This is a genomic window from Luteimonas sp. Soil_N_1, assembly GCF_057656255.1.
Genome location: NZ_JBDGKS010000001.1, coordinates 2,847,528 through 2,866,529, shown reverse-complemented (window position 1 = coordinate 2,866,529; position 19,002 = coordinate 2,847,528). Strand labels below are relative to the sequence as shown.

The 19,002-nt window shown below is 69.4% G+C and carries 14 protein-coding genes; 7 read left to right on the top strand and 7 right to left on the bottom strand.

Annotation, left to right across the window (positions count from 1 at the left end; genetic code table 11):
• Positions 1-19 precede the first annotated feature (19 nt).
• The 3 genes from AC3A4E_RS13320 to AC3A4E_RS13310 form a co-directional block, all read right to left on the bottom strand.
• Entirely contained in the window at positions 20-1,876 is a 1,857-nt protein-coding gene (locus tag AC3A4E_RS13320; RefSeq protein WP_487631896.1) for a monovalent cation:proton antiporter-2 (CPA2) family protein, read from the bottom strand.
• A gap of 219 nt (positions 1,877-2,095) precedes the next feature.
• On the bottom strand, positions 2,096-3,763 hold the full coding sequence (locus AC3A4E_RS13315; RefSeq protein WP_487631895.1) for a CHASE2 domain-containing protein: 1,668 nt from the start codon (positions 3,761-3,763) through the stop codon (positions 2,096-2,098).
• Positions 3,763-5,343, bottom strand: coding sequence for a FecR family protein (locus tag AC3A4E_RS13310; protein WP_487631894.1), 1,581 nt, complete (start codon positions 5,341-5,343; stop codon positions 3,763-3,765). Before AC3A4E_RS13310 ends, AC3A4E_RS13315 begins: the two co-directional genes overlap by 1 nt.
• 533 nt (positions 5,344-5,876) lie before the next feature.
• Between AC3A4E_RS13310 and AC3A4E_RS13305 the strand changes: the two genes are divergently transcribed.
• Positions 5,877-7,256 (top strand): DEAD/DEAH box helicase, encoded by a 1,380-nt coding sequence (locus tag AC3A4E_RS13305; RefSeq protein WP_487631893.1) that lies wholly within the window; start codon positions 5,877-5,879, stop codon positions 7,254-7,256.
• 348 nt (positions 7,257-7,604) lie between these two features.
• On the opposite strand, the gene AC3A4E_RS13300 is transcribed toward AC3A4E_RS13305, so the two are convergent.
• Positions 7,605-8,252, bottom strand: a complete 648-nt coding sequence (locus AC3A4E_RS13300; protein WP_487632079.1) for a C40 family peptidase — start codon at positions 8,250-8,252, stop codon at positions 7,605-7,607.
• Positions 8,253-8,479: 227 nt separating this feature from the next.
• Positions 8,480-9,049 carry a C40 family peptidase gene (locus AC3A4E_RS13295; protein WP_487632078.1) on the bottom strand — a complete coding sequence of 190 codons (570 nt, stop codon included), beginning with the start codon at positions 9,047-9,049 and terminating at the stop codon, positions 8,480-8,482.
• Positions 9,050-9,139: 90 nt separating this feature from the next.
• Here AC3A4E_RS13295 and AC3A4E_RS13290 point away from each other — a divergent pair, with 90 nt between their 5' ends.
• Genes AC3A4E_RS13290 through mdtD form a run of 6 tightly spaced genes read left to right on the top strand, consistent with a single transcriptional unit; the run spans position 9,140 to position 15,827 of the window.
• Complete coding sequence (locus tag AC3A4E_RS13290; protein ID WP_487631892.1) at positions 9,140-9,619, top strand: FKBP-type peptidyl-prolyl cis-trans isomerase; 480 nt, start codon at positions 9,140-9,142, stop codon at positions 9,617-9,619.
• 59 nt (positions 9,620-9,678) lie between these two features.
• Positions 9,679-10,914: a DUF418 domain-containing protein gene (locus tag AC3A4E_RS13285; protein WP_487631891.1), complete on the top strand. Its 1,236-nt coding sequence runs from the start codon at positions 9,679-9,681 to the stop codon at positions 10,912-10,914.
• A 10-nt stretch (positions 10,915-10,924) separates the two neighbouring features.
• On the top strand, positions 10,925-12,172 hold the full coding sequence (locus AC3A4E_RS13280; RefSeq protein ID WP_487631890.1) for an NAD(P)/FAD-dependent oxidoreductase: 1,248 nt from the start codon (positions 10,925-10,927) through the stop codon (positions 12,170-12,172).
• Complete coding sequence (gorA, locus tag AC3A4E_RS13275; protein ID WP_487631889.1) at positions 12,169-13,557, top strand: glutathione-disulfide reductase; 1,389 nt, start codon at positions 12,169-12,171, stop codon at positions 13,555-13,557. The genes AC3A4E_RS13280 and gorA overlap by 4 nt, the downstream gene beginning before the upstream one ends.
• Positions 13,558-13,593: 36 nt before the next feature.
• Entirely contained in the window at positions 13,594-14,403 is an 810-nt protein-coding gene (hutG, locus tag AC3A4E_RS13270; protein WP_487631888.1) for an N-formylglutamate deformylase, read from the top strand.
• Positions 14,400-15,827, top strand: a complete 1,428-nt coding sequence (gene mdtD / locus AC3A4E_RS13265; RefSeq protein WP_487631887.1) for a multidrug transporter subunit MdtD — start codon at positions 14,400-14,402, stop codon at positions 15,825-15,827. Before hutG ends, mdtD begins: the two co-directional genes overlap by 4 nt.
• A 52-nt stretch (positions 15,828-15,879) precedes the next feature.
• On the opposite strand, the gene AC3A4E_RS13260 is transcribed toward mdtD, so the two are convergent.
• Both AC3A4E_RS13260 and parE read right to left on the bottom strand, forming a co-directional pair.
• Positions 15,880-16,797 carry an AEC family transporter gene (locus AC3A4E_RS13260; RefSeq protein WP_487631886.1) on the bottom strand — a complete coding sequence of 306 codons (918 nt, stop codon included), beginning with the start codon at positions 16,795-16,797 and terminating at the stop codon, positions 15,880-15,882.
• 59 nt (positions 16,798-16,856) lie between these two features.
• Positions 16,857-18,746 carry a DNA topoisomerase IV subunit B gene (parE, locus tag AC3A4E_RS13255; RefSeq protein WP_487631885.1) on the bottom strand — a complete coding sequence of 630 codons (1,890 nt, stop codon included), beginning with the start codon at positions 18,744-18,746 and terminating at the stop codon, positions 16,857-16,859.
• Positions 18,747-19,002 lie beyond the last annotated feature (256 nt).

Genomic DNA, 19,002 nt, shown 5'->3' with positions numbered 1-19,002 from the left:
TCGCCCCGGACGTCACCGATCAGAGCGACGGCGCGTCCGGTCCGGGCGCTGCCGCCGCGGCATCGTTGAGCCGCTTGCTCTCGCGGCGCGGACGGGTCAGCGGCGTCGGCTTCGGGCCCGGTGCACTGGTGTTCTTGATGATCAGCGGGATGCCGGCGCGGGTGTCGTTGCTGGCGGTCTCCAGCTCGAAGCGCTCGGCGTCGAGGCGGCGGACCTGGGTCGCGATCGCGTCGGCGTCCTCTTCGGACACGTCCAGTTCGCGCAACACCGCCGCGCCGAAGTGCACCGCGGACTCGAAGGTCTCGCGCACCTGCACGTCGACGCCGGCGTTGACCAGCTTGAGCGCGTGGGCGCGGTCGAATGCACGCACCATCAGCTTGGCTTGGGCGAATTCGTGCTTGGCGAGTTCGACGATACGGTCGGCGGCCTCGCGGTCGTCGATGCAGATCGCGATCGCGCGCGCGGTGCGCGCGCCCGAGGCATGCAGCACGTCGAGCCGGGTGCCGTCGCCGTAGTAGACCTTGAAGCCGAATTCGGCCGCGCTCTGGATCATCTCGATATCGGTGTCGATGATCGTGACGTCGACATCGCGCGCCAGCAGCGACTGGCTCATGACCTGGCCGAAGCGGCCGAAACCGATGATCAGCACGCTGCCGCTCTGGCCCGCGACGTCTTCCACGTCGTCCGGCCGCGCGGCCTTGGCCTTGACGATGAAGCGCTGGGTCATCAGCACGACCAGCGGCGTCAGCGCCATCGACAGCACGACGATCGCGGTGAAGTTCGCATTGACCTCGGCGTTGATCAGCCCGGTCGCGGCGGCGGTCGAGAACAGCACGAACGCGAATTCACCGCCCTGCGCCATCAGCACCGCGCGCTCCAGCGCCTCGGGATGCGAACTGCGGGTCACGCGCGCGACGAGGTAGATGCACAGCGCCTTGGTCGCCATCGCCGCGAACACACCGCCGACGATCAACGGCCAGTTGGCCGCGACCACCGTCAGGTTCAGCGCCATGCCGACGCCGAGGAAGAACAGCCCGAGCAGGATGCCCCGGAAGGGTTCGATGTCGGCTTCGATCTGGTGGCGGAACGAGGATTCCGACAGCAGCACGCCGGCCAGGAACGCGCCCATCGCCATCGACAGGCCGCCGAGCTGCATCAGCAGCGCCGCGCCCAGCACCACCAGCAGCGCGGCCGCAGTCATGACTTCGCGCGCCTTGGCTGCGGCGAGGATGCGGAACATCGGATTGAGCAGATAGATGCCGGCGACGATCAGTGCGACCAGCGAGCCGATGCCGATCGCGATCGACATCCAGCGCGAGGGCGCATCCACGGCGGCGTCCGGCGTCGGCGCGAGAAACGCGATCAGCGCCAGCAGCGGCACGATCAGCAGGTCCTCGAACAACAGCACCGAGACGATCTTCTGGCCATGGGGCAGGGCGATCTCGCCGCGTTCGGACAGCAGCTGCATCACCACCGCAGTCGACGTCATGACGAAGCCGGACGCACCGACGAACGCGATCGGCCACGGAAAGCCGAACGCGGCGCCGAGCAGGGTCAGCGCGGTGATGCTGAGGATGATCTGCAGCGCGCCGAGGCCGAAGATCTGCCGGCGCAGGCTCCACAGATGCGAGGGCCGCATCTCCAGGCCGATGACGAACAGGAACATCACCACGCCGAGTTCGGCGACGTGGAGGATCGATTCGGGATCGGAGAACCAGCCGAAGCCGAACGGCCCGATCGCCAGACCCGCGGCCAGATAGCCGAGCACCGAGCCGAGCCGGAGCTTGCGGAACAGCGGCACCGCGACGACGGCCGCGCCGAGCAGCGCGACCACACTGACCAGCTGATCGGTGGCCACTCCTGTATCGCCAGCCATCGAGGGCTCCTTGATTGGTGTGCGTGTGTCCGGCGGGATCGCCCGTCCGGCGCCTTCGGCGACAGGCCGGGACGCGTGGACACGTGGTGGGGGCGCGCTGCCGTGCAGCGCGGGGAGGAGAGTGCCACGGCGGTTGCCCGGCGCACAGTGCTTGGGTGGCAGGGCGGTCGGCTGTGGGCGACCGGTGCCGGTGCGCCCGGATCAGGTGCCCGGGACGATCTAGGCCGACGCGTCCGGCGGCAGGGCGCTGCGGTCGCGTCCCGCGTGCTTGGCGCGGTAGAGCGCAGCGTCCGCGCGTTCGACGAGGTCGAGCGTGACCGGGTCGTGCGCGGGGTCGAAGGTCGCCACGCCGATGCTCAGTGTCACCACCGGGGCGGTCTCCGCGCCCGGATGCGGAATGGCCAGCCGGCGGATGTCGGCGCCGAGCGCATCGGCAATGCGGGCGGCCGACGCGCTGGGCGTCTCGGGCAGGATCAGGGCGAGCTCGTCGCCGCCATAGCGTGCGGCGAGATCGCGTGGCCGGCGCGCGCGTTGCGCCAGCGCGGTGGAGACACCGCGCAGGGCCGCGTCGCCGGCCTGGTGGCCCTGGGTGTCGTTGAAGTGCTTGAAATGGTCGACGTCGACCAGCAGCAGCGACAGCGGCTTGCCGGAGCGCCGCGCAGCTGCGGTTTCGCGCTTGAGCGCGGTGTCGAACAGGGCGCGGTTGCCCAGGCCGGTCACCGCGTCGGAGATCGCCAGCCGCTGGGACCGTCGCAGGCGCAACAGCATCCAGGTGCCGCCTGCGGCGAGCAGGGTCAGGATCGTCGCGCCCGGTGCGAACCAGAGATGTCCGATGCGGAGCAGCAGCACGCTGGTGACGCAGGTCAGCAGGATCGCCAGCGCCGCGCGCCACCACGCCCCGCCGGACCGGGCGGGCGCGTGCGACAGCGCGAGCGGCACCAAGAGCAGCAACGCGCCGATGAGCACCTGCTGCACGCGGGTCAGGGGCGCGATCGTCGCGTCCGTGAGCAGCGCGTTGAGGACGTTCGCGTGATAGCGGGTCGCGCTCTGGCCGCCACCCGGCGCCGTGACCGGGGTGAAGATGCGCTGGCCGAGTCCCGCCGCATCGGCGCCGATGAGGATCCAGCGGTCCTGCAGCCGCGACGCGGGAACGGTGCCGTCGAGCACGTCGACGAAGGACACCGCTGCGAACGCATCCGCTGGCGCGAACGGCACCAGCACGCGGCGGTCCCGGTGCCAGTGGTAGGGCGATGCGAGGTCCGGGGTATCCGCATGGGCGCGCTCGCCGGGAAGCGGGGTGCTGCGGTGGCGCGGATCGAGGTCGCGCAGGGCCAGCGCCAGCGCCGGCCAGTGGGGCGAGCCCAGTCCGGCGTACAGCGACGTCCGGCGTGCGACGCCGTCGCGGTCCAGTTCGACCTCCGCATGGCCGAGCGCCGCGGCGGCTGCGGACAGCGCCGGCAGGGGCATCACCTCGATGGGCAGTCCGCCGGACTGCTGGACATCGACCATCACCGGCAGTGCCACGCGGCCGCGGGCCGTGATCGCATCGGCCAGGGCGGCGTCGGCAGCCGGGTCGCCGTCGGGCTCGGCGAACATCACGTCGAAGGCGATGCCGCGTGGCGTGACATCGCGCAGGCGGTCGAGCAGCTGCGCATGCACCGCGCGCGACCACGGCCACCGGCCCAGGGCATGGAGGCTGCGGTCGTCGACCAGCACCAGCACGATGTCCGGGTCCACCTTGGGCGTCGTGGAGGACTGCAGCAGATCGTAAACGACCACATCGGCACGCCACGTGGCGTCGAACCACGTCAGCAGCGTCAGCAGCACGATCCCGGCCGCACCGATGTACAGGCGGTCCTGAAACGCGCGCGGCCGGGGGCGAGGCATCAGAGCGCCAGCAGCAGGAGCGCGGCGCCGCCGAGCCAGTAGCGGCAGGTCGGACAGCCGAGCTGCAGGGTCTGGACCGTGCCGAAGTCCTCGATATGACCGTCGCTGTGGATCGACTGCACCCGCATGTACCAGGTGCCCGACCGCGCTTCGGGCAGTGCGATCACGGTGTCGTCGATCGTCCGGTCGACGACGAGCCGTTCGAAACCGGCACTGCGCGACAGCTGGAAGCGGTAGCGCGTATCGGATTCGCCGGCCTGCCAGCGCACCTGCAGGACGCCGTCGGGCGTGTCGGTCACGACGTCGGGCGGCCGCGCGGCGTCGTGGATCTCGAATGCGATGGCGTCGCCGAACGGACCGACCTTGCTGCGGGCGTCGATCGCGCCCACGCGCCAGTGGTAGGCACCGGGCGGCAGGGGCTTCGACACGCGTACTTCGCTGCGCTGCAGACCGGTCAGGTCGACCAGGGGCTGGCTGAAATCGCCGGTGGCCGCGATCTGCAGACGGTAGGTCTGCGGCTGCGGCGCTTGTGTCCAGCGGAAGCGCGGGCGCGGCCCCGGCACACTGCCGCCCCGGGTCGGCGCCACCGCGAACGGCGGTGCTGGCTGCGCGGCGATCTCCAGCGGGCGCACGGCGTCCCGGCCTTCGAGGCCGTCCGCGTCGATGGCCCGGACGCGGGCGTACAGCAGGCCATCGGCATCGACCTGCAGATGCACCTGCGGCGCCTCGACGACCGTGTCCTGCAGCAGCGTCAGGAACTCCGGATCGGCCGCGACCAGGAACCGGTAGCTGCGGGCGTCCGGCATCGCTGGCCAGGTCAGCGTGGCCGGCATGCGTTCGATCGCAGGATCCCATCCGGTGATGTCGGGCGGCGACAGCAGCGCGCGTCCGGCCTCGGGGCGGCCGGTGGCATCGGCGGTGACGCCGCGTCCGGCCACCAGACGGATTCGCCGGCCCTCGCCGCTGACATCGACCACACCTTCCAGTACTTCCGAACGCGTCCGGTCGCCTTCGCTGGCGACCCGGAACTGTGTACCGCGGACGCTCGACATCAGCCCCGGCGTTTCGACCACGAAGCCCGAGGCCGGTCCGCGCCGGCGCTCGACCAGATTGGTGACCCGTCCTCTGGGCAGGCGGACGCGGGTATCGACCATGCCGGTCGTGCCGTAGGCGGTGAGCCGGTCGAGATGCAGCTCGCCATCGCCATGCAACTGCAGCCGCGATCCGTCGGCGAACGCGAGCGTGAGGCTGGCATCGGGCCCCGTGCGCAGGATGGCGCCGACGGGCAGGCGCATCCCGGCGTGGATCGGCTGCGGCGTGGTGACGCCCGACAGGGTCGCGGTCGCAGCGCCCGCCGAAGCGACGATCGTCGCCGGCGCCGGCTGGCGACGCAGCCACGCGACGGGAAAACGCAGGGTCGTCCCGGGCGCGAGCCGGCCGGGATCATCGACGGTGTTGTGTGCCTGCAGCTGCTCCCATGGCACGTCCGCACGCAGGTGCAGTCGCGCCAGGTCCCAGATGGTGTCGCCCGGTCGCACCCGGTACTGCCACTCGGCGGCGGCGAGGGTGTCGCAGAGCAACAGGCACAGGAGCAGACACAGGCTCCGGTACAGGGTTCGGGCGGGGCGGGGGGCAACGCGATGTGTGGGGGCGTCATCCCTGACGACATCCAGCGGGCAGTCCAAGATTGCATTCTTCCAGTGCGCGGCGCCGGCCATAGTCTGACATGGCGGCCCGCGCATCCTGCCGGACGCCGCTGCCGCAGGTGTCCGCCTGCTGTCCGGCGATGTGAACAGGCTGGAGATGCCGCCCCGCATCGGCTACACTTCGCGGGTTCTGCAACACGGCTGCCCCCGTCCGACGCGATCCGCGTCGACGGATACGATCCTGGTACGCCTTCCGCATTGATCGATTTCTGATCCGCGCGGACTTATTCCGCACGTCTTTCGTCGCGCAGACCACGGCCCGGAGCATCCGGCAGCCGTTCAATCATTGCTCGCAGCGCGGTTCTGGATAGCTCCGAGCAAGACTTCCCAGCGTGTCCGGTCCGGTGTCGTGCGTCTGCACGATCCGCAGGCGGTGGCGTGGGGAAGCCGCAAGGAGTTCCATTGCAATGACGTTTGAAGACCTCGGGCTGTCGCCCGCGCTGCTGCGCGCGCTCGCCGAAACCAACTACAACACGCCCACGCCGATCCAGGCGCAGGCCATTCCGCTGATCCTGAGCGGCAACGACGTTCTGGGCGGCGCCCAGACGGGCACCGGCAAGACCGCCGCGTTCGGCCTGCCGCTGCTGCAGCGCCTGGCCAAGGAAACCCCGCCCAAGGGCCCGCGCAAGCCGCGCGCGCTGATCCTGGTGCCGACCCGCGAGCTCGCGGTGCAGGTTGCCGACAACCTCAAGACCTATGGCCGTCATCTGCGCATGAACGTCACCACCATCTTCGGTGGCGCCGGCATGCAGCCGCAGATCGACAACCTGCGCCGCGGCGTCGACGTGCTGATCGCGTGCCCGGGTCGTCTGCTTGACCATATGGACAGCGGTCACGCCAAGCTCGACGCGGTCGAGCTGCTGGTGCTGGACGAAGCCGACCGCATGCTCGACATGGGCTTCCTGCCGCAGATGAAGCGCATCCTCAACCGTGTGCCGAAGGAGCGTCAGACGCTGCTGTTCTCGGCCACGTTCGAGCCGCGCATCAAGGCGATGGCGCTGGAGTTCATGCGCGATCCCAAGCAGGTGGAAGTGGCGGCCAACAGCACCATCGCCGAGACCATCGCCCACCGCGCGCATCCGGTCGACAACAGCCGCAAGCGCGATCTGCTGGTCGAACTGCTGTCGCAGCGCCACACCGACCAGGTGCTGGTGTTCGGCAAGACCAAGCACGGCTGCAACCGCCTCGCGCAGCAGCTCGAGGAGTCGGGCCTGCCGGCGGTCGCGATCCACGGCAACAAGAGCCAAGCCCAGCGTCAGAAGGCGCTGGACGCGTTCAAGTCCGGCCGCGCCCGCATCCTGGTCGCCACCGACGTCGCCGCGCGCGGTCTCGATATCCCGAACCTGCCGCTGGTGATCAACCATGATCTGCCGATGGTCGCCGAGGACTACGTGCACCGCATCGGCCGCACCGGTCGCAACGGTTCGACGGGCGAAGCGCTGTCGCTGGTCTCGCCGGAAGAGGGCGGTCTGCTGCGCCAGATCCAGCGCATGCTCAAGGCCGAGATCGACCTGACCGCGGTGCCCGGCTTCGAGCCGAGCCAGCCGGTGCGTCTGGACACGCCGATCCCGAAGAACGGTGGCGGTCAGCGTCGCCAGCCGGCCGGTGGCCGTCCGGGTGCGCGCATGGGCGAGCAGAAGCCCGGTGGCGAGCGCGCGCCGCGCAAGGCCGGCAATCGTGGCCATGGCAAGCCGGCGGATCGCAGCGCACATGCGCATGCAGGCCCGAAGCAGCACCGTCCGGGTGCCGCACGTCCGCAGCAGGGCCGGCGCGACAGCCGCGCGTGATCAGCGGCGCGGCAGGGGCGGCATAGCCGTCCATGCCGCGCTCGATCCGTGTTGATGGAAAGGCCGCCTCCGGGCGGCCTTTTCTGTGTGTGTGCCTTGCAGGCTGGAGCTGCCGCAGTGCTCCGGATAGCGACACGTGGTCTGCACCGCTGCGGAACGGCCTCGGATTCCGTCATCGGCGGGTGCACGCGGCCCGGGCGAGGCCGCCTGCGGCCTCTGGCGCAAGTGGCATCGCGCGTGGCCGCAGTCCACCTCCGGCCGCGCGCAGGCCTGGGCCACACGATGCTGCGTGCCCGCCTACGAAAAAGGCCGCCTTGCGGCGGCCTCTTCATGTCCGGGGCGGGGCCCTCAGACGCCGGCGACGCGGCGCGCGGACTGGAAGCGGGTCGCCCAGTAGCCGGAATCCATCTCCGACACCATGACGTCCTTGCCGCTGCGCGGGGCATGCACGAAGCGGCCGTCACCCAGATAGATGCCGACGTGGTCGATGCGGTTGCCGCGGCGGCCGAAGAACACCAGGTCGCCGGCGGTCAGCGCGGCGCGCTCGACGCGCTCGCCGTTCTGGGCCATGTCGCGGGACACGCGGGGCAGGTCGATGCCGAGCGCGGTGCGGAACACGTATCCGACCAGGCCGCTGCAGTCGAAGCCGCTGTCGGGGCTGGAGCCGCCCCAGCGGTACGGGGTGCCGATGAAGCTCAGGGCGCGCTTGAGCAGGCCTTCGACACGGCCGTCGGCCTGGACCGGCTTGTCGACTTCCATCGCGATGAGCTGGTTGATGTCGCTGGCCAGCAGCATTTCGGGCTGGGCGAGCTGTGCAGTCGGGGCGCTGAGTGCGCGGGCGACCGAGGTGGTCGCTTCGATCTGGTCGGCGGAGTCGCCGGCGAGGCCGGGGCCTGCGAAAACGGGTGCTGCGGAGAAAGCGAGGACACTTGCGACGAGGGCAGTGCGAAGGCGGCTGTGGCGTTTGGCGCGGGCGCCTGGCGTTGCGTCTGTCATCGTCACGTGGGTTTCACTTGTCGCGGACCAGCGGGGGAAGCTACCGGACGAAGATGCAGAAGTTGTTAAATGAAAATTAATGAATGCGGCCAAGTGCTCGTTTTTGAACACAATTCTGTGAAGAGCATGTCAACGGTTCGCCGTCGTGGCGGTGTTCGAGCGTCATCCGGCCCCGGGTTGCCGCCTGCAGACACGGGCACCCGGCAGACCCCTGGATCGGGTGCCGGTCAGTGCAGGATGCGCCGGGAGCCGGAGTAGTTCCGCTGCCAGTAGCTGCCGTCGAGGTGATCCAGGCGGACGGTGCCGCCGGTGCTCGGGGCGTGCACGAACCGGCCTTCACCGACATAGATGCCCACATGGGTGACGTTGTTGCCGCTGCCGAAGAACACCAGGTCGCCGGTGGCCAGGCGACCGGCCTCGATCTTCGGGCCCTGCCAGGCAAACAGTTCGCGGGAGGTACGTGGCAGGCGCAGGTCGAGCATGTCGCGGAAGACGTAGTTCACCAGTCCGCTGCAGTCGAAGCCGCCCTCGGGCGTGTTGCCGCCGTAGCGGTAAGGCGTGCCGACGAGGCTGATCGCCCGCATCAGCACCGCATTCGCCGCCGCCGGGTCGGCCGGCGCGACCGGTGTCCAGGTGCGCGTGGCGGCCTGCGGCTTCGCAGCGGGCGGGGTGGGGCGCACGTCGTCGCGTCCGCAGGCGGCCAGCGCGAGGGTCCCCACGAGCAGCGGAAACAGCCAGCGGCGCGCAGCGGTTGGCGCCGGCGTGCCGGAGTCCGGATAATGTGGGGTTGCTTGCATGGGGCGCCCGGTGGATTGCATCGCGGCATCCTGCCCCAGCCACACATCCTCCTCAAGCGGCGCTGCCGCGCTATCCGGATATTCCAGCTCATGAAGATCGAGAAAGACCGCGTCGTCCGTTTCCATTACAGCGTCGCCGAAGCCGGCCAGGAGCCGGTGGAGACCTCGCGCGACCGCGAGCCGCTGGCGATCCTGTTCGGTCACGGCAACATCATCCCGGGCCTGGAAAAGGCGATGGACGGACGTGAGGCAGGCGAGAGCTTCAAGGCCGACGTCACCGCGGCCGACGCCTACGGTGATCGCCGTGACGGCATGAGCCAGCGCGTGCCCAAGAAGCACTTCGGCGACCAGAAGCTCGCCCCGGGCCAGCAGGTCGTGCTCAACACCAGCTTCGGCCCGCGCGCGGTGACGATCGAGAAGGTCGGCATGAGCGTTGTCGACGTCGACCTCAACCACCCGATGGCCGGCAAGGACCTGCAGTTCGACATCGAGATCATCGACGTGCGCGAAGCTGCCGCCGAAGAGATCGAGCACGGTCACGTGCACGGCGACGGTGGTCACCAGCACTGAGGAAGACCTGCACCGCCGGCGCTGACGCCCGGCGGTGCTCCACATCGCGAGGACCGCTGATGCAGACGCAGGCCGCGCTTGGCCCGGTGCCCACCGGCGAGCGTGTCGAGGTGATGGACGTGCTGCGCGGGGTCGCGCTGCTCGGCGTGTTCGCGATGAACATCGAGTGGTTCAACCGGCCGATGCAGCAGATGGGCTCGGGCATCCCGCCGGATGCGGCCGGGCTCGACCATACCGTCGCCTGGGTCGTGCACGTGTTCGTGGCCGGCAAGTTCTGGACGATGTTCTCGCTGCTGTTCGGCATGGGCTTCGTGTTGATGAGCGGACGCATTGCCGCGTCCGGCCAGTCGGTCGAGCGCATCTACCTGCGGCGGATGGCCGCCCTGCTGGCCTTCGGCGGGCTGCACATCGTGCTGATGTGGTCCGGCGACATCCTGCATACCTATGCGCTCGCCGGCGCATTGCTGATGCTGATGCGTTCGATACCGCCACGCTGGCAGTTGACGATCGGCCTTCTGCTCTACGGCGGCATGGCCGCGTTCTACGTGGCGAATGCCGGCCTCCTGCTCGTGATGCCCGATGCGATGCTGGCCGACATGGCCGGCACGTTCGCTGCGGCCGCCGGGCGTGCCGCCATCGTCTATCCCGACGGCGGGTTCCTCGCGGTGACCCTGCAGCGCATCACCGACTACGCGACGATCGGGCTGATGGGCCAGATCTTCATGGTGCCGATGGTGCTCGGCGTGTTCCTGGTCGGCAGTTGGCTGATGTCCGGCGGCTGGTTGCAGGCGGCCGCCACGCACCGCCGTTTCTGGTGGCGGCTGCTCGCGATGAGCCTGCCGCCCGGGCTGCTGTTCACCGCGGGCGCTGTCGCGGTCGGCACGCAGTTCGGCCTGGGGGCCATGGAGCCGAAGGGCGTGCTGGCGACGGGACTGATGCTGTGCGGCGCGCTGCCGATGTCGCTGGCCTATGTCGCGCTGATCGTGCTGGCGTGGACCAGCGGCATCGGGGCACGCGTGCTGGGCGTGTTCGCGCCGGCCGGGCGCATGGCACTGACCCACTATCTGGGCCAGTCGCTGGTCTGCTCGATCCTGTTCTTCGGCTACGGTTTCGGGCTGTACGGCGAACTGGGGCGCGCGGCGCAGACCGGCATCGTGCTGGGCGTGTTCGCGCTGCAGATCCTGATCAGCCGCGCCTGGCTGTCGCATCACCGCTATGGACCGATGGAATGGGTCTGGCGCTGGCTGACCTACGGACGCCGTCCGGGTTGGCGACGCGCGTCTGCGCTGTCTTGAGCGGCCGCGGATGAGCGCGCGGGACGACGTGCTGATCGTGGGCGGCGGGGTCATCGGACTGGCCAGCGGCATCGCCCTGCTGCAGGCCGGGCGGCAGGTCCGCGTGCTCGAAGCCGGCACTGCGGGCTGCGGCAGCTCCCACGGCAACTGCGGCACCATCACGCCCAGTCACGCCGCGCCGCTGGCCGCGCCGGGTGCGGTGGGGCGCGCATTGCGCTGGATGCTGGCCCCCGATGCGCCGTTCCGGGTCAGCCCCCGGTTCGACCCCGGCCTCTGGCGATGGCTGGCCGGCTTCGCGCGGCACTGCAATCGCGAGGACTGGCTGCGCGCGCTGCAGGCACGCGCAACGATTCTCGATGCGTCCCGCGCCGCGCTGCCGGACTGGCTGGATCGGCTGGGCATCGACTGCGAGTTCGAGGCGGCGGGTCTGGACTACGTGTTCGGCAGCGCCGCGGCGTTCGAGGCCGTGGACGACGAACTGCGGCAGCTGCACGAGTACGGCATCGTCGCCGAGCGCATCGAAGCTGCGGCGTATCTGCAGCAGGAGCCGGCGGTCCGGCCCGGCATCGCCGGCGCCGTCCGTTTCCCCGGCGATGCCCATCTGCGGCCGGACCGGTACGTGGCCGGGCTCGCACGGGCGTTCGTGGCCATGGGCGGTCGTCTGGACGAACACGCCGAGGTGCTGGCATTCGAGACCTCGCCGGCAGGCGCCCAGGTGGACACGGCCCGCGGCCGGTTCGAGGGTCGCGACCTGCTGCTGGCCACCGGTGCGTGGTCGCCGCGGCTGGCCCGGCAGGTCGGCCTGCGCGTGCCGGTGCAGCCGGGGAAGGGCTATTCGATGACGTGGTCGCGGCCGGAGCGCGTGCCGCGGCGGCCGCTGATGCTGCGCGAGCGCGGCGTGTTCGTCACCGCCTGGGACAGCGGCCTGCGCATCGGCGGCACCATGGAATTCTCCGGTTACGACCGCTCGCTCAACCGTGTGCGCCTCGATGCACTGGCGCGCGCGGCGCGCGATTACCTGCAAGAACCGGTCGGTCCGGTGTGCGAAGAAGAGTGGTATGGCTGGCGTCCGGTCAGCGTCGACGACGTGCCGATTCTCGGGCCGGCGCCGGGTCATCGTCACCTCTGGCTCGCGACCGGGCATGGCATGCTCGGGATCAGCATGAGTGTGGCGACCGGACAACTGATGAGCGATCTGATCTGCGGCAGTGCGCCGCGCTTCGACCCCGCGCCCTACGCGCCGGCGCGGTTCGCATGAGCGCTGCGTCACACGACGATTCCGCGCTGCTGCACTTCGACCTCATCGTCATCGGCGGCGGCTCAGGCGGCCTCGCCGCGGCGTTCCGCGCAGCCGAGTACGGCCAGCGCGTCGCGGTGCTCGAACCGCAGCCGCTCGGCGGCACCTGCGTCAATGTCGGCTGTGTGCCGAAGAAGGCGATGTGGCTTGCGGCCGATCTGCGTCTGCGCCTGGAACAGGCGGCACGCTTCGGCTTCGATCTGCCGATGGACGCGCACGTCGCGTTCGACTGGCCGTCCTTCATTACCGATCGCCAGCGTTACATCCACGGCATCCACGACAGCTATCGCAAGCGGCTCGATCGCGACGGCATCCTCGTGTTGCCGTCGCGCGGCCGACTGGCCGGGCGTGACCGCGTCGAATGCGAGGACGGCACCTGCCTGACCGCGCCGCACATCGTGCTGGCCGCGGGCTCGCATCCGCAGCGCCCCGACGTTCCGGGTGCCGCGCTGGGCGCGGTCTCCGATGATTTCTTCCGCTGGTGCGAGGCGCCGCCACGCGTGGCGATCATCGGCGGCGGCTACATCGCCATCGAACTCGCCGGCGTGCTGCAGGCGCTGGGCAGCCAGGTCGACGTATTCGTGCGCGAGCAGCGGCTGCTGCGGCAGGCCGATGCCGAGCTGGTCGCACAGCTGCAGGACAACTATTGCCAGCAGGGCATCGAGCTGGTGTTCGGCTACGGGCTCAAGGCCCTGCATCGCGACGCGGATGGCCTGCGGCTCGAAGCCGAAGACGGCACGATGCGCACGCGCTTCGACCAGGTGCTGTTCGCGACCGGCCGCCGTCCCAACACCGCCGATCTCGGACTCGACACCGTCGGCATTACCCCCGACGCCGCCGGTAATATCCCGGTCGACGCGTGGCAGGCGACGCCGGCGCCGGGCGTGTACGCGGTGGGCGATATCTGCGGCTGCGGACCGACGCTCACTCCGGTCGCGATCGCCGCGGCGCGTCGTCTGTGCGATCGCCTTTTCGGCGGCAAACCCGACGCGAAGCTCGATGCCGACAACGTCCCGTCGGTGGTGTTCTCGCATCCGCCGCTGGCGATGGTCGGCCTGACCGAGGCCCAGGCGCGCGCGCAGTACGGCGACGACGTGCACATCTACCGCAGCAACTTCCGTCCGATGCGCGAGGCGCTGGCCGAATCGAGCCAGCGCAGCCTGTTCAAGCTGGTCTGCACCGGCGACGAGCGTCGCGTGGTCGGCATCCACCTGCTCGGCGATGCGGCCGACGAGATCCTGCAGGGCTTTGCGGTCGCATTGAAGATGGGCGCGACCCTCGACGATCTGCACGACACGATCGCGATCCACCCCACCAGCGCCGAGGAAGTGGTGCTGATGCGCTGAGCGCCGGCGCGACCGGACCGCGCCTACAATGCGCCGATGCGCACCGACCTCTTCGACCTCCATCGCGGCGACGCGCCGCTGCTGATCAGCATCCCGCACAACGGCACGCACGTGCCCGATGCGATCGCCTCGCAACTGACGGACGAGGCGCGCCGCGTGCCCGACACCGACTGGCACGTCGCCGATCTCTACGCATTCGCACGCGAACTGGGCGCCTCGATGCTGGTACCCACGCATTCGCGTTACGTCGTCGACCTCAACCGGTCCGAGGACGATGTCTCGCTGTATCCCGGCCAGAACACGACCGGTCTGTGCCCGGTGGTGCGTTTCGACGGCGGTCCGGTGTATCTGCCGGGGGCCGAACCGTCGCCCGAGGATGTCACCGCGCGCGTTGACACGTACTGGCGCCCGTATCACGCCGCGCTCCAAGAGGAGATCGCGCGCCTGCGCGCCGCGCATGGCCGGGTGGTGCTGTGGGAAGCGCATTCGATCCGCGGCACGTTGCCGTTCCTGTTCGAAGGTCCGCTGCCCGATCTCAATCTCGGCACCGCCAGCGGCGCGAGTTGCAGTCCCGAACTCGAAGCGCGGATGACCGCGCAGCTGCAGGCGCAGTCGACGTTCGGTTTCGTTGCCAACGGCCGCTTCAAGGGCGGCCACATCACCCGGCACTACGGACAGCCGGAGAGCGGCGTCGAAGCCGTGCAGCTGGAAATCAGCCAGCGCTGCTACATGGACGAGGAGACGTTCGCCTGGGACGCGGCACGCGCCGGTCGGCTGCAGCCGCTGCTGCGCACGCTGATCGAAGACGCGATCGGATATGCCGGCGGAGATTCGCGCCGCACATGAGTGCCACACGCGCCAGCGATGCCGAACTGCTGCGCCCGTTCAAGCCGATGCTGTGGCTGGTCGCCGCCGCGGTGTTCATGCAGATGCTGGACACCACGATCGTCAACACCGCGCTCCCGTCGATGGCGGTCGATCTGGGCCAGTCGCCGCTCCGCATGCAGTCGGTCGTCGTCGCCTACGCGCTGACGGTCGCGATGCTGATTCCAGCGTCGGGCTGGCTCGCCGACCGCTTCGGCACGCGGCGTCTGTTCGTCGCGGCGATCGTGCTGTTCTCCGCCGGTTCGCTGGCCTGCGCGCTGTCGCAGAATCTCGATGCGCTGGTGGCCTCGCGGGTGCTGCAGGGTGTCGGCGGCGCGATGATGATGCCGGTCGGACGGCTGGCCGTGTTGCGCGCGGTACCGCGTACGGCGTTCCTCGCGGCGATGAGTTTTGTCACCGTGCCCGGCCTGATCGGCCCGCTGATCGGTCCGGCGCTCGGCGGCTGGCTGGCCGATGTCGCGTCCTGGCACTGGATCTTCCTGATCAATCTGCCGCTGGGCGTGCTGGGCGCGATCGCGGCACTGAAGTGGATGCCCGATCTGCGCGCGCCGGTCTCGCGCTTCGATCTGCCGGGCTACGCGATGCTTGCGTTCGGCATGATCGCGATCTCGTTGTCGGTCGAGGCGTTGTCGGGCAACGCCGCGCGGCATGCGGCGCTGGTCGTGCTGCTGGTCACCGGCCTCGCCGCACTGGTCGCGTACTGGCTGCACGCTGCGCGCGCCGTCGCGCCGCTGTTTCCGCTGACGCTGTTCCGCACGCGCACCTTCAGCGTCGGCCTGCTCGGCAATCTGTTCGCGCGCCTCGGCAGCAGCGGCATGCCGTACATGATTCCGTTGCTGCTGCAGGTTGCGCTCGGCTATCCGCCGACCCACGCCGGGCTGATGATGATTCCCGTCGCGCTGGCCGGCATGTTTTCCAAACGTATCGTCGTGCCGCTGGTACAGCGCTTCGGCTACCGGAATGTGCTGGTGGTCAACACCGTGCTGACCGGTCTGACGATGGCGAGCTTCGCGCTGGTCGACGTGGGTCAGCCGACCTGGCTGCACATCGTGCAGTTCGCGATCTTCGGCGCGGTCAATTCGCTGCAGTTCACCGCGATGAACACTTTGGCGCTGCGTGATCTCGGTGGCCCGGAGGCGAGCGCCGGCAACAGCCTGCTGTCGATGGTGATGATGCTGGCGATGAGCCTGGGCGTCGCGACTGCGGGTGGTCTGCTCGGCGCCTTCAGTGGCGAGCCGGTCGGCGATGCGCCGGTGCTCGCGGCGTTCCGCTGGACCTTCGTCTGCATCGGCGCGCTGACGCTGGCATCGGCGGCGATCTTCGCCCAGCTGGGCCGCACCCATCGCATTCCGGGGCGCGTCGTCGAGACCAGCGATCAGGCCTGAGACAGTCCGGCACGCGTCGGGCAGCGCCGGTTGCGGTCACGCCTCGTCCCGCTCAGGCCGGCCACCACACCAGCAACTGCAGCGCGAGCGGCACGGTGACGATCGCGAGCAGCGTCTGCAGCGTGATCAGCGACGCCATCAACGGTGCGTCGCCGCCCATCTGCCTCGCCATGATGTAGGCGTTCGAAGCGGCTGGCAGCGCGGCGTAGAAACAGGCCGCGCGGGTGACGTCTGCGTCGGCGCCCAGCAGGCGACAGGTCGCGACGGCGAGCAGCGGCAGCACCAGCAGTTTCAGTGACGAGGTGAGGCCGAGCGCCAGCGGTCGCGCCGACGACCAGTTGAAGTCGAGTCCGCCGCCGACGCAGACCAGACCCAGCGCGAGCGATGCGCTGCCGACGATGTCGAGCCCGTTGCCGAGTGGCGCGGGCACCTGCAGACCGATGACATTCACCAGTGCGCCGGCGACCGTGGCGACGATGATCGGATTCTTCGCCAGCATCACGGCAATGCGCGCGGCATTGACGCGCGTGCCACCCCACCATGCCAGCGCGACGACGGCGACCACGTTGACCACCGGCAGGCAGATCGCCAGCGCCAGCATCACCAGTGCGGCTGCGTCGTCCTCGAACAGCAAGGATGCGACCGCGAGGCCGAAGTAGGTGCTGGGACGCACGGCGCCCTGGATGATCGACGAGCGGCTGGGGTCGGGCAGGCGCGGGGCGAAACGCAATGCGATCACCAGCAGCGCGACCATGGCCAGAGTCGGCAGCAGGGTCGCCACGGTCAGGTCCCGCAGCGCACCGCCGGTAAATTCCAGCCGCGCGGTGTTGATGAAGAGCAGCGCGGGGAACGCGACGTAGAACGAAAACCACTCGATCGCCGGGAAGAAGCCCTCGGGCGTCCAGTGGCTGCGCCGCAGCCAGACGCCGAGCAGGACGATCAGCAGAACCGGGATGGTGTAGTCGAGCATCGGTCAGGTGTGGCGGCCGTGCGGGGCGTCGCGATCCGTCGCCACGTGCCGGCGCGTCATCAGACTTCCAGTGTCGCCAGGTCGCCCTTGGTTTCGAGCCACGCCTTGCGGTCCGACGCGCGCTTCTTCGCCAGCAGCATGTCGACCAGCGAATGCGTCTGCAGATCGTCGTCGATCGTCAGCTGCACCAGACGGCGCGTGTCGGGATGGATCGCCGATTCACGCAGCTGCGAGGGATTCATCTCACCCAGACCCTTGAAGCGGGTCACGTTGATCTGGCCCTTGAGCTTCTCGCGCGCGATCTTCTCCAGCAGCAGGCGCTTCTCTTCTTCATCGAGCGCGTAGAACACCTGCTTGCCCACGTCGACGCGGAACAGCGGCGGCATCGCGACGAAGATGTTGCCGGCCGCGACCAGCGCCGGGAAATGGCGCAGGAACAGCGCGCACAGCAGCGTCGCGATGTGCAGGCCGTCGGAGTCGGCATCGGCCAGGATCACGACCTTGCCGTAGCGCAGGCCGGAGATGTCCTCCTTGCCCGGGTCGCAGCCGATCGCGATGGCCAGGTTGTGTACTTCCTCCGACGCCAGCACCGAGGTGCTCGCCACTTCCCAGGTGTTGAGGATCTTGCCGCGCAGCGGCAGGATCGCCTGGAAATCCTTGTCGCGCGCCTGCTTGGCGCTGCCACCGGCCGAGTCGCCCTCGACGAGGAACAGTTCGGTGCGCGAGAGATCCTGGCTGATGCAGTCGGCCAGCTTGCCCGGCAGCGCCGGACCCTGGGTGACCTTCTTGCGGACGATCTGCTTCTCGGTCTTGAGCCGCGCGCTGGCGCGATCGATCGCGAGCTGGGCGATCTTCTCGCCCAGATCCGTGTGCTGGTTGAGCCACAGGCTGAAGGCGTCGTGCGCGGCGCCCTCGACGAAGCCCGCGGCCTGGCGCGACGACAGCCGCTCCTTGGTCTGGCCGGAGAACTGCGGGTCGGTCATCTTCATCGACAGCACGAAGGCGACGCGGTCCCAGACATCTTCCGGCGCCAGCTTGACGCCGCGCGGCAGCAGATTGCGGAAGTCGCAGAACTCGCGCAGCGCGTCGGTGAAGCCGGTGCGCAGGCCGTTGACGTGGGTGCCGTGCTGCGCGGTGGGAATCAGGTTGACGTAGCTCTCCTGCACCAGCTCGCCATCGACGACCCATGCGACTGCCCAGTCGACGGTCTCGGTGTCCTTCTTGAGCGCGCCGACGAACAACTCCGGCGGCAGCAGCTCGCGTTCGGCCAGTTCGCCCTTGAGGTAATCGCGCAGGCCGTCCTCGAACAGCCACTGGTCGCGCTCGCCAGTGGCTTCGTCGAGCAGCGTCACGGTCAGGCCCGGGCACAGCACGGCCTTGGCGCGCAGCAGGTGGCGCAGGGCGCGCACGCTGAACTTCGGGCTGTCGAAGTACTTCGGGTCGGCCCAGAAGCGCACGCGGGTGCCGGTGTTCTTCTTGCCGACCGTGCCGACCACTTCCAGCGGCGAGGCGCGGTCGCCGTCGCGGAAGGTGATGCGGTGCTCGCTGCCGTCACGCTTGATGTGCACTTCCACCAGCGTCGACAGCGCGTTGACCACGCTGACGCCGACGCCGTGCAGGCCGCCGCTGAAGGTGTAGTTCTTGTTGTTGAACTTTCCGCCCGCGTGCAGGCGCGTGAGGATCAGCTCGACGCCCGGAATCTTTTCTTCCGGATGGATGTCCACCGGCATGCCGCGGCCGTCGTCGGACACCTCGCAGCTGCCGTCCTTGAACAGCGTGACGGCGATCTCGCGGGCGTGACCGGCGAGCGCTTCGTCGACGGCGTTGTCGATGACTTCCTGCGCCAGATGGTTCGGGCGCGTGGTGTCGGTGTACATGCCGGGGCGGCGCTTGACCGGATCCAGGCCGGAGAGGACTTCGATGTCGGCGGCGTTGTAACGGGTGTTCATTCGATGCTGCGCAGCGGGAATCGGCGCATGTTAAAGGAATTGCCGATCCGCCGATCCGGACGCCGCTCGTAACGCGACAGGGCGCGATCCGCGCCACCGCGGCATGTAAGCGGTTGCAGTGAAGTTAGGGCCGTGTGGACCCCCTGTAAGCAGGCCGTTGTTCAGTTGCGGGCCGGGTCGCGGTGGCTAGGTTCGAACCGTCGAGCAGATCCAGCCGACACCCTTCATCCGCCGCTCCGCCGCGGGTGGTTTGCAA

Bases quoted from the DNA above. Each gene is read 5' to 3' on its own strand.
- mdtD (WP_487631887.1), top strand. From the start codon at position 14,400: ATGAGTGCCACACGCGCCAGCGATGCCGAACTGCTGCGCCCGTTCAAG.
- parE (WP_487631885.1), bottom strand. From the start codon at position 18,746: ATGAACACCCGTTACAACGCCGCCGACATCGAAGTCCTCTCCGGCCTG.
- AC3A4E_RS13315 (WP_487631895.1), bottom strand. From the start codon at position 3,763: ATGCCTCGCCCCCGGCCGCGCGCGTTTCAGGACCGCCTGTACATCGGT.
- hutG (WP_487631888.1), top strand. From the start codon at position 13,594: ATGCGCACCGACCTCTTCGACCTCCATCGCGGCGACGCGCCGCTGCTG.
- AC3A4E_RS13300 (WP_487632079.1), bottom strand. From the start codon at position 8,252: ATGACAGACGCAACGCCAGGCGCCCGCGCCAAACGCCACAGCCGCCTT.
- gorA (WP_487631889.1), top strand. From the start codon at position 12,169: ATGAGCGCTGCGTCACACGACGATTCCGCGCTGCTGCACTTCGACCTC.
- AC3A4E_RS13320 (WP_487631896.1), bottom strand. From the start codon at position 1,876: ATGGCTGGCGATACAGGAGTGGCCACCGATCAGCTGGTCAGTGTGGTC.
- AC3A4E_RS13280 (WP_487631890.1), top strand. From the start codon at position 10,925: ATGAGCGCGCGGGACGACGTGCTGATCGTGGGCGGCGGGGTCATCGGA.
- AC3A4E_RS13290 (WP_487631892.1), top strand. From the start codon at position 9,140: ATGAAGATCGAGAAAGACCGCGTCGTCCGTTTCCATTACAGCGTCGCC.
- AC3A4E_RS13295 (WP_487632078.1), bottom strand. From the start codon at position 9,049: ATGCAAGCAACCCCACATTATCCGGACTCCGGCACGCCGGCGCCAACC.
- AC3A4E_RS13260 (WP_487631886.1), bottom strand. From the start codon at position 16,797: ATGCTCGACTACACCATCCCGGTTCTGCTGATCGTCCTGCTCGGCGTC.
- AC3A4E_RS13285 (WP_487631891.1), top strand. From the start codon at position 9,679: ATGCAGACGCAGGCCGCGCTTGGCCCGGTGCCCACCGGCGAGCGTGTC.
- AC3A4E_RS13305 (WP_487631893.1), top strand. From the start codon at position 5,877: ATGACGTTTGAAGACCTCGGGCTGTCGCCCGCGCTGCTGCGCGCGCTC.